Origin of the sequence: Changchengzhania lutea, assembly GCF_006974145.1 — a bacterium.
Lineage (GTDB): Bacteria > Bacteroidota > Bacteroidia > Flavobacteriales > Flavobacteriaceae > Changchengzhania > Changchengzhania lutea.
Window position 1 is genome coordinate 2,552,660 of sequence record NZ_CP039456.1, and the last position, 11,439, is coordinate 2,564,098.

Annotated in this window: 15 protein-coding genes; 7 read left to right on the plus strand and 8 right to left on the minus strand. The window is 35.6% G+C overall.

Annotated elements, in window-relative coordinates; genetic code table 11:
- Positions 1-2: 2 nt before the first annotated feature.
- The 4 genes from FAF07_RS11505 (at position 3) to FAF07_RS11520 (ending at position 2,303) form a co-directional block, all read left to right on the plus strand.
- Positions 3-614, plus strand: a complete 612-nt coding sequence (locus tag FAF07_RS11505; protein WP_142785240.1) for a MarR family transcriptional regulator — start codon at positions 3-5, stop codon at positions 612-614.
- Positions 615-761: 147 nt separating this feature from the next.
- On the plus strand, positions 762-1,001 hold the full coding sequence (locus FAF07_RS11510) for a hypothetical protein (protein ID WP_142785241.1): 240 nt from the start codon (positions 762-764) through the stop codon (positions 999-1,001).
- Between the two features lie 78 nt (positions 1,002-1,079).
- Positions 1,080-1,325 (plus strand): hypothetical protein, encoded by a 246-nt coding sequence (locus FAF07_RS11515; RefSeq protein WP_142785242.1) that lies wholly within the window; start codon positions 1,080-1,082, stop codon positions 1,323-1,325.
- Positions 1,326-1,760: 435 nt separating this feature from the next.
- Entirely contained in the window at positions 1,761-2,303 is a 543-nt protein-coding gene (locus FAF07_RS11520) for a phage integrase SAM-like domain-containing protein (RefSeq protein ID WP_142785243.1), read from the plus strand.
- On the opposite strand, the gene FAF07_RS19090 is transcribed toward FAF07_RS11520, so the two are convergent.
- The 8 genes from FAF07_RS19090 to aceB all read right to left on the minus strand — a co-directional run bounded on the left by FAF07_RS19090 (position 2,219) and on the right by aceB (position 8,007).
- A complete protein-coding gene (locus tag FAF07_RS19090) occupies positions 2,219-2,479 on the minus strand; it encodes an HNH endonuclease (RefSeq protein WP_394344956.1) in 261 nt (86 codons plus the stop codon). The genes FAF07_RS11520 and FAF07_RS19090 overlap by 85 nt on opposite strands.
- The gene (locus FAF07_RS18570; RefSeq protein ID WP_185956429.1) at positions 2,469-2,729 is read right to left on the minus strand and encodes a hypothetical protein; all 261 of its coding nucleotides are present in this window, start codon (positions 2,727-2,729) and stop codon (positions 2,469-2,471) included. The genes FAF07_RS19090 and FAF07_RS18570 overlap by 11 nt, the downstream gene beginning before the upstream one ends.
- Before the next feature lie 2 nt (positions 2,730-2,731).
- Entirely contained in the window at positions 2,732-3,097 is a 366-nt protein-coding gene (locus FAF07_RS18880) for a DNA cytosine methyltransferase (protein ID WP_262710926.1), read from the minus strand.
- Positions 3,072-3,614 (minus strand): DNA cytosine methyltransferase, encoded by a 543-nt coding sequence (locus FAF07_RS18985; RefSeq protein ID WP_262710927.1) that lies wholly within the window; start codon positions 3,612-3,614, stop codon positions 3,072-3,074. Before FAF07_RS18985 ends, FAF07_RS18880 begins: the two co-directional genes overlap by 26 nt.
- 292 nt (positions 3,615-3,906) lie before the next feature.
- The gene (locus tag FAF07_RS18990) at positions 3,907-4,074 is read right to left on the minus strand and encodes an RraA family protein (RefSeq protein ID WP_262710929.1); all 168 of its coding nucleotides are present in this window, start codon (positions 4,072-4,074) and stop codon (positions 3,907-3,909) included.
- A 52-nt stretch (positions 4,075-4,126) separates the two neighbouring features.
- A complete protein-coding gene (locus FAF07_RS19095; RefSeq protein ID WP_221930787.1) occupies positions 4,127-4,210 on the minus strand; it encodes a hypothetical protein in 84 nt (27 codons plus the stop codon).
- 376 nt (positions 4,211-4,586) lie between these two features.
- On the minus strand, positions 4,587-6,197 hold the full coding sequence (locus tag FAF07_RS11540; protein ID WP_142785244.1) for an isocitrate lyase: 1,611 nt from the start codon (positions 6,195-6,197) through the stop codon (positions 4,587-4,589).
- A 211-nt stretch (positions 6,198-6,408) separates the two neighbouring features.
- Positions 6,409-8,007 carry a malate synthase A gene (aceB, locus tag FAF07_RS11545; protein WP_142785245.1) on the minus strand — a complete coding sequence of 533 codons (1,599 nt, stop codon included), beginning with the start codon at positions 8,005-8,007 and terminating at the stop codon, positions 6,409-6,411.
- Between the two features lie 118 nt (positions 8,008-8,125).
- On the opposite strand from aceB, the gene FAF07_RS11550 reads away from it, so the two are divergent.
- The 3 genes from FAF07_RS11550 (at position 8,126) to FAF07_RS11560 (ending at position 11,348) form a co-directional block, all read left to right on the plus strand.
- Positions 8,126-9,604 (plus strand): helix-turn-helix domain-containing protein, encoded by a 1,479-nt coding sequence (locus FAF07_RS11550; protein WP_142786607.1) that lies wholly within the window; start codon positions 8,126-8,128, stop codon positions 9,602-9,604.
- Between the two features lie 659 nt (positions 9,605-10,263).
- Positions 10,264-10,767 carry an RNA polymerase sigma factor gene (locus tag FAF07_RS11555; RefSeq protein ID WP_142785246.1) on the plus strand — a complete coding sequence of 168 codons (504 nt, stop codon included), beginning with the start codon at positions 10,264-10,266 and terminating at the stop codon, positions 10,765-10,767.
- The gene (locus FAF07_RS11560; RefSeq protein WP_142785247.1) at positions 10,764-11,348 is read left to right on the plus strand and encodes a hypothetical protein; all 585 of its coding nucleotides are present in this window, start codon (positions 10,764-10,766) and stop codon (positions 11,346-11,348) included. The genes FAF07_RS11555 and FAF07_RS11560 overlap by 4 nt, the downstream gene beginning before the upstream one ends.
- Positions 11,349-11,439: the final 91 nt, after the last annotated feature.

The following is an 11,439-nucleotide window of genomic DNA, read 5'->3' on the forward strand; positions in this document are numbered from 1 at the left end:
TTATGAAGAAAAGTACATTCAACCCAGAACAACAACAAAAGGATATTTCAAGTAAAATCGTTGCAGGATTGGAACGAGTTTCAGAAGTATTTAAAATCCTGCTATGGGAAAAAGCCAAATTGGTCGGTTTAAGTCCGATTCAAATTCAGATACTCATTTTCATAGCTTTTCACAAGAGAGAATTGTGCAATGTCAGCCATCTTGCCAAAGAATTTAATGTGACCAAGCCAACTGTAAGCGATGCAGTTAGGGTTTTGGATAAAAAAGGATTCATTGTAAAGGACTTTTCATCATCCGATAGTCGCAGTTATTCAATTTCGTTATCCGATTTGGGAAATGATATAATATCTCAAACCTATGATTTCTCAAGCCCATTAAAAAAACAAGTTGACAGCTTTTCGCAACCCGAATTAGAGAGTTTATTCGGAACTTTAAGCCAATTAATTTATAAATTAAACCGATACGGAATTTTGAGCGTACAGCGGACTTGTTATGGCTGTAAATTTTATCAAAAAAACCAGGAATCGGATTATTGTAATTTACTTCAAAAAGAATTATTAAACCGAGAGATTAGATTAGACTGTCCAGAATATGAAGAAAAAGCCAGTGGCTGACACCGTGTCCTATGAAAAGCACTAGCCTAGACTGTTCCCCTATTTTGATTAGACAATGCTTATGCGATAATCAAAGATAGTCTATAGGAAGCGAAATAACTCTGGGCAATATTCGTTATCTTTGTAACAAAACAATACCTAATAACAATGGACATTCAATTAGAAAAATATAAGTTAGTGGAGTGGTTGATGAGCCTTAAAGACGAATCAATCATCTCTAAAATAAAGCATATGAAAAATAACCTTTCTACTGCTTCTGACTGGTCAAGTGATATCTCTGAAACAGAAAAATTATTGATTGAAGCTGGGTTAAAAGATATTGAGGAAGGGAATACATTCACTCATGAGCAAGTAATGAAAGAGATTAATGAAGCTTACGGTATTTAGTGAATGGAAATAGTTTGGACAAAACTAGCTAAGGTCACATATTTGGAGGTTCTTGAAAACCTTAAAAGGAGATGGACAATGAAGGAAATAAAAACCTTCAAAGACTTAACCAATGGGGTGTTAGAAGAAATCAAAAACAGACGAGTTACCCATTTATATGCAAATGAAGCGTTAGGAATTCGAAAAGGTTTGGTACACAAAAATGTTTCTCTATTTTATAAAGAAGACAGAGAAAATAATAAAGTTTACTTGATTACATTTTTCAATAACAGGATGAATCCCGAAACACTAAGAACTTTATTGAAAAAGCAAAACGGAAACTAACAATTCGTTGATTAAAAAACATCAATTAATAAAATTTCTGAACATTTGTCTTGGTTTGATATGCAACAAATAATATATTTGCAGCATCAGAAAGTAAGGCATTTTACTTTAAGTTCATTTATAACACCGTCAACAAATCGGATAACAGTTTGTTTTTGTATTTTATAAATGATTGGTATATAAGATATTACGTGGGCTAGGTGTCATCCTGCCACCCCGACTTTTAGGGTATCAAACGATACAAAAAAATAGCTAATCTTATGATAATCAACGATTTTCATAATTTTTGACATCAAAAGATTAGCTTTAATATCAATTGGTAGGTTACCTAAAAAGTTACCGAATTTTTCACTACATTGGTAATCCAGTAACAATTGACTTTCGCACGATTTGACTTTCGTAAACAAATCGAATATTCATCTAAAGCGAGAGTACATGCGAACTTCAAAGACTTTTAGCATCCATTTTTGGTTGAACACATCCAAAAAAAAGAACGGTATTGCACCCGTTTATGCCCGTATAACGGTCAACGGAAAACGTGCAGAAATCAGTTTAAAACGTTACCAATCGGTTACCTCTTGGGCCCCCCAAACCAAAAGGGCCAAACCAAGAACCCCAAATGCCCCAGCCTTGAATGCCTACCTAGACCAAGTATATGCTGACTTGTTGGCTTGTCATAAACAATTATTGTCTGAATTTAAGCTGATAACCGCCCAAGCCATCAAAGCCAGATATTTAGGGGAGGACGAACACCAAAAGAGCTTATTGGATTTGGTGGACTACCATAACGCCAATATGAAAACCGTCCTAAAGTTTGGAACATTGAAGAACTATTTTACCACGGAGCGTTACTTAAAACGATTCCTAAAAGCTAAAACAAAGTCCAGTGACATTTATTTAAAACAACTGTCATACGGTTTTATCATTGATTTTGAACAGTACTTTCTTTCTTTATTCTCTTTCCAAGGAATTATATGACTTGCGATTAATAATTCTGGTATCTTAAGACCAGTTATACAGCAACTTAAATTATATTCCGAAAGAACAGAACTTCTAAAAAATGTTTGGTTAACTCTTGTTTTTATCATTCTCATTTTATCTTTTCCTTCAGGAAAATCTTCTGTTGTAAGTTTGCTTTGAATATCAATTCCCATGAAATTCGTCCCAAATAATTTCTTCTAATTTACTTCCGTTTACCAAACCTGTAACACCTCTCTTTTTCAATTCTGGGTCTAATCTTCCCAAGTTTCCGATTTTCATATTTAAAGCAGAAGGCGAACGTCTAATAATGTTTGCATATTCTATTACTGTTGGGTGTGTTTTACTGCTATTCTTAAATGGTATTTTACAATACACATTAAAAGCTACTATAGTTTCTTCTCTTGACCAATTATTTTTTGCCATTCTCAAGCTGCGTTAGGGATAGAAGTGAAAAGCCCACAGCGAGGCACGAGCGAGGACTTGCAACGGATAGCCCGACCCTTTAGGGTAACGCCCAAATCTTTAAGAAATACAACTATGAAAATCCGTTCACGATTTTGAGGAACTCCGAATTCTTTTGCATTTAAAATTTGTGGTTCTGGAACATAGTAGTTTAAATCTTCTCTTAATACATTCAAGATTGTGGCTAATGTTTTTCCTTTATCGTGATTTCGTAAACCTTTTACATTTTCCAAAAAGATAGCTTTTGGCTGTTTCTTTTTTATAATCTCTGCAACATCAAAAAATAATGTTCCGCGAGTATTTTCAAATCCACCACGTCTTTTCGGCAATAAAAAAAGCTTGGCACGGAAAACCAGCACAAAGTACATCGAAATTGTTTGGAATATAGCTTTTAGTCTTTTCTTTTGTGATGTCACCAAATGGTATTTCTCCAAAGTTGGCTTTGTAAGTTTGTTTTGAATATTTATCCCATTCGCTAGTAAATACACATTTTCCTTCGAGATTTTGAAATGCCATTCTAAATCCACCAATTCCAGCAAAAAGGTCAATGAATTTGAATTTTGGTTTTTCAGGTGCGGGAAAAGGAACTGTTTTATTTAAGTCGAAAATTAAATATTGCAAAGCCTCTTCTGCGACTTTGTTCGTTATTTCGTTCATTGGGTATTCTTTCACAAGTATTTCCTTTACAAATGCAAGTGCATCTTTTTTGTAGAATTGCGAAACTCCATTTGTGTGATTGTGCAAATAATGGGTAAAAGAAGCTGGTTTAGAGTTCTCTGGCTCAACCAGTTTTATTTCAAATAGCTGTCCGTCAATCTTTTTTATGTCAATTCTTTCTTTTATCATTCCTTTTTAAATTCAACTCCACAAGTTAAAAAAGATATGTTCTACTTGTCTTTTTTATCCGTTTTTTTGTTCACATTCTTATGTAGATAAAGTTGCTCAAGTGCAAAGGCAGAAACAGCTCTTTTATTTTTTCAGCGTTGGCTGGTGTGATTGGCAAAAATAAATGTGCTGTTTTAGCGGTGGCTTTCCGCTTGTAGAGAATGCCCACAGGACATAAAACCATTTCAATGCTTTATATTAACCGTTAAACGAAACTAGCAAATTCTCCTCGCAAACTCAAGTAAAATGATTCTTATAACAGTTTCTGTTTACTCAAAAGCATACCATCTGCATCCACATAAACATAATTATCTGGAACAAAGGTGATGCCTCCAAATTTAACAGGAATATCAGTGACGCCTATATTACGTTTGATACTTTTAACAGGAGAGGTGTTTAATGCTCGTATCCCTATGGTCATAGTTTCAATAATTTGGCTATCGCGAATACAACCATTAATAATTATACCCGCCCTAGTTGTTTTGTATGGCTAATGCAGCTAATAGGTCTCCTACTAAGGTACAACGTAACGAGCCGCCACCGTCAATAACGAGCACTTTTTCCTGTCCGTTAGATTCTAATGCTTGTAATTGTCTTCAAATAACTTTAGGGTTTTAATGGGGCCTGAAAAACGCTTCTTAGCTCCAAAAGAACAAAAAATGGAATCGGCACAGATGAGTAGCTCGTGATGCTCATCCCAGAGGTCTGCTGTTGTAAAAATATATTTAATATGGGTTAAGAAAGTTGGTAACAAGAACTTAAATTAAAAAGAGGCTGTCTAAAAAGTCATTTTTATTCGTCATTACGAGAAATTTTAATTTCGAAGTAATCTGTTAATCAGCAACTTAAATTTAACGGATTGCTTCTCCCGAATACTCGGGATCGCAATGACGGTCTTTTCAGACTGCCTCTTAACATTTATTGCATAAGTGGTTATTTAGCTAAAACAAGTTTTCGTTTTTCAATCGATTTTTTAACCTCAAACTGATTGCTCGTATTCTTTTCGCCTCCTGCCTTTAAGGCTTTGTCACCGGCGAAAAAAGTTTTATGATCATCACCAATATCAGAACCCGCCATCCGTTGATGCTTGACACAGGACACACCTTTACGTATTTCCTGGCGCTGCACAGCGTCTACATAAGCTAACATACCCATATCGCCAAAATAGCCTTCAACCAGATTGTTCATATGCAATGCTGTGGTGTGGTATGTTGGCAATGTGATTAAGTGATGGAACACCCCAGCGTGCAGAGCGGCATCTTTTTGGAAGGTTCGAATCATATCATCGGCACGGTTTGACAGTGCTGTACCATCGTATTTAACATCCATAAGTTCAACGCGATTATAGGCCGAAACATCTTCACCGTTTGCTTTCATGGCATCGTATGCCTGTTGGCGGAAGTTGATGGTCCAATTAAAAGACGGCGAATTGTTATACACCAATTTGGCATTTGGAACCTGCGCTTTTACCCGGTTTACCATATGCGCAATTTGACCAACATGCGGTGTTGGGGTCTCAATCCAAAGTAAATCTGCGCCGTTTTGTAAACTGGTTATACAGTCTAAAACGACCCGGTCTATATTGGAGTTTGCTTTAAATTTATAGAGTCCGTTAGGCATGCGTGACGGACGCACTAGTTTGCCATTGCGCTTAAAGAGTACATCATTCTCTTTGATGTCTCCCATAGACACTTCCTCTGCCTCCACGAAATCCATATACTGCGATGCCAAATCCCCTTCTTCAAGAGATACGGGTAGTTTTTGGGTTAAGCCGGCGCCTTCTGAATCGGTTCGGGCTACAATAATACCTTCTTCTACACCAAGTTCTATAAAGGCATAGCGCAAGGCATTTAACTTGGCGATAAAATCTTCATGGGGTACGGTGACCTTACCGTCTTGGTGTCCACATTGCTTCGCATCTGATACTTGATTTTCGATTTGAAGTGCACAGGCACCAGCTTCGATCATTTTCTTTGCTAATAGGTAGGTCGCTTCTTCGTTGCCAAAACCGGCATCGATATCGGCGATAATGGGTACCACATGGGTTTCAAAATTATCAATTTCAGATTGTACATTTTCGCCTTTGTCCAAGCGCCGAAAAAGGTCATTGAGTTCCACGGCATCAGCTTGACACAAGAAGGTATAGATTTCTTCTATTAGCTTAGGTACTGCTGTTTTTTCATGCATGGATTGATCAGGTAATGGCCCGAGTTCTGATCGCAATGCGGCCACCATCCATCCAGAAAGGTATAAGTATGTTTTGTTTGTAGTGCCATGATGCTTTTTAACGGCAATCATTTTTTGTTGCGCTACAAAACCATGCCAGCAACCTAAGGATTGTGTGTAATTTAAAGGATTAGCATCATATTCGGCCATGTCGTTGCGCATGATTGATGCGGTGTATTTGGCAATATCCAATCCTGTTTTAAATCGGTTTTGCATAGCGATACGTGCTGCGTTCTCTGGACTTATAGCTGTCCAATTGTTTCCGTGTTTAGCCTTTAAGTTACGTATCGTTTCTATAGCTGAATTATAATTTGTCATAACTTAAGCGTTTAATGGTTCAATTAAAAAGATGTGATTAGAATTCAGCCCAGTGCTACCTTTAGGCTCATGGTATTGGAACGTATTATTTATCGCCCAATTTGTAATTAATGTTCGTGTTTTCGCTTGATTTTTCATAATTTTGTTATAGGTTATTTATTATTAATAATTAGATCCTGTTGATTGTTGCCGCAATCGCAGGATTGTTTTTTTAGATATATTGATAGGCCGGAAGGGTTAAAAATTCTTCAAAATTTTCTGAGATTACTAAGTTGTCGAAAATGCTGAAGGCCAATTTGAATTTGGTGTCTTTTATTTTATCCTCTCCAATTTCTGTAATTATTTTTTCTACTTCATCATCAAAAATGTCCATGTAGAGCTCAATATTGAATGTTCGCCCATCCTCTAACTTGACTTCATTTTTTAGCCATTGCCAAACTTGGGTTCTAGAGATTTCGGCAGTAGCTGCGTCTTCCATTAAATTATAAAGTGCTACAGCACCGTGACCTCTTAACCAAGATTCTATATATAAAATCCCGACATTGATGTTCTTTCTAATCCCTGCTTCCGTAACCGTTCCTTTTGGGATTTCGACCAAATCTGCTGAGCTTATTTGTACATCGTCACGTGTAACGTGTAACTGATTGGGAGTTGGCATGTGTTTGTTAAATTCATTCAGGGCAACTTCAACTAAATCAGGGTGTGCTACCCATGTGCCATCGTGACCATTTTTAACTTCACGCTCTTTATCTTTTCTTACTTTTTCTAAAGCCAAAGCATTAGCTGTTTCATTATTTTTAATTGGAATTTGCGCAGCCATCCCGCCAATAGCAAGAATGCCTCTTTTGTGGCAACGCTGAATGACCAATTTAGAATAGGCATCCATAAAAGGTGTGGTCATGGTCACCTGATCGCGATTGGGCACCACAAAGTTGGGATGGTTTCTGAATTTTTTGATGTATGAAAAGATATAATCCCAGCGGCCACAGTTTAAACCAACAATATGGTCTTTTAGTTCGTAGATAATTTCATCCAATTGAAAACTGGCCGTAATGGTCTCTACCAAAACCGTTGCCTTAAAGGTGCCTTGAGGTATTTTCAAGTAGTCTTGAGCAAATGTAAATACATCATTCCACCAACGGGCTTCTAAATAATGCTCTAATTTTGGTAAGTAAAAATAGGGCGCCGTATTGTTCCGCATCATGGTCTTGGTATTGTGAAAAACATACAGACCAAAATCCACCAATGCACCAGAGACCGCTTCACCATTAATTAGAATATGTCTTTCGTTTAAATGTAACCCTCTTGGTCGTACTAACAACACGGCCAATTCGGTATTGAGTTTATAGGACTTCTCTTTTTTTATGTCATAATAAGAAAGGGTTCTTTTATTGGCGTCTATCAAATTATATTGACCTTCCATGGTATTGCTCCAGGTTGGCGCATTACTGTCTTCAAAATCTGCCATAAACGTTTTGGTTCCAGAATTTAAGGCATTAATCACCATTTTTCTATCCACTGGCCCGGTGATTTCTACACGTCTGTCCTGCAAATCCTGGGGTATGTTTCCAGCTGTCCAATCGCCCTCTCTAATGGATTTGGTTTCTTTTGGGAATTCAGGAAATTTACCAGCGTCAAAAACCTGTTGCTGATTGATGCGTCTTTTTAATAGTGCAGCTCTTTCTGTATTGAATTTTTCGTGGAGTGCCGTAATGAAGGTCAAGGCGGCCTCAGTTAGAATTTCCGGGTAATAATTATTAACCTCTTTAGAGAAGGTAATTTTCTGTTGTTTTAAAAGTGTGTGTTCCATAGTACTGTAAAATTATAGGACAATGATTAAAATAGATCTTTAAAAAACAAGCGAACGTTCGCTAAATATTATTTTTCGCAAAATATAGAAGTTCGCAAAAATGCTTATATTTGCCTATATGGAAGAAGATTATATTAAACTTATATTTGGATTGAAGCTAAAGCAGATAAGGACTGACAGGAATTTATCCTTATTTGGATTATCTAAACTTTCGGGATTATCAAAATCCTATTTAAACGAAATTGAAAATGGAAAAAAATATCCGAAACCAGATAAAATTGCAGCCCTTTCAGAAAAATTAGATGTGCCTTACGATCAAATGGTGTCGTTAAAATTGGATAAGAATTTAGCACCTATTGGCGATTTATTGCGGTCTAAGATATTAAAGGAAATTCCTTTGGAGCTGTTTGGGATTAAAGAAAGTACTTTGATAGATATTGTTGCTAATGCGCCTGTTAAAGTGACGGCCTTTATCAGTACCATCATTGAAATTGCACAACATTATAGTTTTAGTCGAGAGAGTTTTTATCTGGCTTCGGTAAGGTCATTTCAACAGGCAAATAATAATTATTTTGAAGATTTAGAGCAAAACGTATTGAAATTTGCTAAAGCTTACCAAATTGATTTGAACCAAAGTATTACTTCAAAAGATTTGGAAGAGATTTTAATGGAAGAATACGGTTATACTATTGAAGAGAACGAGCTAAGTAAATATGATGATTTAGATAATTTACGTTCTGTTTTTGTTCCCAAAACAAAAACGTTGTTGCTAACTCACGGGATAGACCAAGCGCAACGCACGTTTATTTATGCTAAAGAACTGGCTTATAATTTTTTGGAGTACAAGGAACGGCTAAACACCTTTCCGTGGATTAAATTTGACACTTTCGACCAAGTGCTTAATAACTTTTACGCGTCCTATTTTGCAGGCGCTCTAATTATTTCAAAAGCAAAAATCACGTCACAAATGACTGAGATTTTTCAAAAGAAAACATTTGATTCCACTTTATTTACCAAGACTATTTACTCTTTTAATACATCACCAGAATCCTTTTATCAGCGCTTAACTAATATTTTACCTAAAGAATTTAATATTCAGAATTTATTTTTTTTAAGATTTACGCATCAAGCTAAAAGTGACAAATATTACCTAAAAAAAGAACTTCATTTATCGCATCATCACGCGCCTCATGCCAATGAAACGAACGAGCATTATTGCCGGCGATGGGTATCATTAAACGTGCTCAAAGACATTAGTAAAAGTAAAAAGGACCATGTGTTTGACGTGCAAATTTCAGATTATCAAGATGAGGATATGAACTATTTGGTTTTGTCATCAGCCACGAGAGATCCTTTTAAAAAAAATCAGTATAGAAGCATAAGTATTGGTCTACTTATCAATAAGCAACTCCAACGAAAAATCAATTTTATAAATGATTCTAAAATTAAAACACAGCAGGTTGGTGTAACTTGCGAACGGTGTGCGATAACAGATTGTGAGGTGAGACAAGTTCCAGCCGTGGCCCTGGAAAAAAGTGCTAAAAACAAAAAAATTGCAATGATTGTTGAAGAATTGAATACTAAGTTTAATGCTTAAAGTGCTACAATATTTCTTATTTTCATTAATTGGGAACTAGGATGTTTAATCTAAAGAATTCCTCGCAGCTTGCTTCGGGGTAAAAGTGGAAAGTTTGAAAACCTTAGGTTTTCATCAATCTAAAAATTTTTTTTCCGCTTGATACCTCGTCAGCTTGCTGCGGGGTTATTCATTCATACTTTTTAGTGTTGAATTTTAAAAAGTTCGTTTAACGGTTTAGCTATGAACAGTACCGAAGTAAACGGGAGATTATTTTCCGACACGCACATAGCAAAAACTGATTTTTATTTTTTTTTGTTTTATTCAACGCAAAATCCAACAGATTTTGAGATCCTCATAAATATACGCAAACCTTTCGATTAAGCCCGAAGCCTGTATTGTTTATAGGTTTTGTTATCTTCTGTAACGATATGGCCGAGTAAGCACGTTCCGATTTCGTTTTCCTTTTTTCTTCGCCCGAATATAGCCCTGGGCAAGAGGTAAGTTTGAGTGAAGTCCACCTGCGTAAACTAGCTGAAAATCCGTTCGAGTGATAAGTCCGACGCAACAGTTGCGTCTTAGTAAATAGTCCTTTATTATTGCTAATAAAAAAATTATAGCAATAAACTGTCATATTTTTGAAATTCTGGTAACTAAAATAGTAGAGATAAGCTTTAACAATGAGAAAAGAACGTGAAACAATATTTCTTAGTGCTCTAGAAGAAAATAAGGGAAAACTACTTAGAATTTGTTCGATTTATTCTAAAGATGACGAAGATACCAAAGACCTTTTTCAAGAGGTGTTAATTCATATTTGGCGCTCAATGGACACCTTTAAAGCTAAATCATCTATAGGTACATGGATGTTCAGGGTTGCCCTTAATGTTTGTCTTCGTTTCAAATCTAAACATACTAAAAATCAAAGTCGGTTCATAAGATTGGATAGTATTACAATAACCAATTTTACAGAAGAAAAGAGTGAAGAGCAAGATGAAAAGTTAAAAAGCCTAAGAAAGTGCTTAAAAGAATTGAATGAAGGTGATAAGGCAATAATTGCTCTTTATTTGGAGGAGTTCGCCTATAAAGAAATTTCAAGTGTTCTTGGCTTGACTGAAAATAATGTTGCGGTAAAGGTCAAGCGTATAAAATCAAAGTTGTTGAACTGTATAAATGAAATATCATGATAGAAGATGAATTAATTAAAATTTGGCAATCGGCCAGCAATCAGGAGCGTTTAAAATTTGAAAAATCAAAGTTGATGATAGAGTTGGAGTCTAGTTTAGGACGTCTCCATAAATGGTGGAAATATGTAGAAATATCCGAGGTTGTTGGTGCAATAATAGCGATTCCACTATTTCTTTTTATCGTTTTTACGGTGCCTTATGTTTTATCAAAAATTGCCGCAGCATTAATAGTAGTTTGGTTAATTTATTTACTAATTCGGATACTAAGCGTTAAAAAATTTAAGCCAAGTGATTTGAATGAGAATTATGTAGAATATTTAAACAGGACAAAAGAGTACATTACAGTCCAAAAAAGACTTTTGGATACTTCTCTTTATTGGTATATTTTACCAAGTTTAACAGGTGTCATGCTTTTCGTAATAGGAATAAGTGATGTGCCTAAACAGCTATTAATATTAATTTTTATGGGAATTGTTGTGTTTGGAGCCTTTATTTATTTTTTGAATAAGAGAAGGGTTAGAAAGGAAATTATTCCAAGAATAGAAAAAGTTGAGAATCTGATAAAAGCGATAAGGGAATAATTCTCAAGATTAATTTAATCATTCCAGTATTATTAGTCAGATGTAAATTTCGTTTTTCCGAACAATTAAAGATAATGCCTTCAGAATATGA

Excerpts from the sequence above, each read along its gene's own strand:
- FAF07_RS11540 (WP_142785244.1), bottom strand. The coding sequence starts at position 6,197 with ATGACAAATTATAATTCAGCTATAGAAACGATACGTAACTTAAAGGCT.
- FAF07_RS11515 (WP_142785242.1), top strand. The coding sequence starts at position 1,080 with ATGAAGGAAATAAAAACCTTCAAAGACTTAACCAATGGGGTGTTAGAA.
- FAF07_RS11505 (WP_142785240.1), top strand. The coding sequence starts at position 3 with ATGAAGAAAAGTACATTCAACCCAGAACAACAACAAAAGGATATTTCA.
- FAF07_RS19090 (WP_394344956.1), bottom strand. The coding sequence starts at position 2,479 with ATGGGAATTGATATTCAAAGCAAACTTACAACAGAAGATTTTCCTGAA.
- FAF07_RS11550 (WP_142786607.1), top strand. The coding sequence starts at position 8,126 with ATGGAAGAAGATTATATTAAACTTATATTTGGATTGAAGCTAAAGCAG.
- FAF07_RS11560 (WP_142785247.1), top strand. The coding sequence starts at position 10,764 with ATGATAGAAGATGAATTAATTAAAATTTGGCAATCGGCCAGCAATCAG.
- FAF07_RS11555 (WP_142785246.1), top strand. The coding sequence starts at position 10,264 with ATGAGAAAAGAACGTGAAACAATATTTCTTAGTGCTCTAGAAGAAAAT.
- FAF07_RS11510 (WP_142785241.1), top strand. The coding sequence starts at position 762 with ATGGACATTCAATTAGAAAAATATAAGTTAGTGGAGTGGTTGATGAGC.
- aceB (WP_142785245.1), bottom strand. The coding sequence starts at position 8,007 with ATGGAACACACACTTTTAAAACAACAGAAAATTACCTTCTCTAAAGAG.
- FAF07_RS11520 (WP_142785243.1), top strand. The coding sequence starts at position 1,761 with ATGCGAACTTCAAAGACTTTTAGCATCCATTTTTGGTTGAACACATCC.
- FAF07_RS18985 (WP_262710927.1), bottom strand. The coding sequence starts at position 3,614 with ATGATAAAAGAAAGAATTGACATAAAAAAGATTGACGGACAGCTATTT.
- FAF07_RS18570 (WP_185956429.1), bottom strand. The coding sequence starts at position 2,729 with ATGGCAAAAAATAATTGGTCAAGAGAAGAAACTATAGTAGCTTTTAAT.
- FAF07_RS18990 (WP_262710929.1), bottom strand. The coding sequence starts at position 4,074 with ATGACCATAGGGATACGAGCATTAAACACCTCTCCTGTTAAAAGTATC.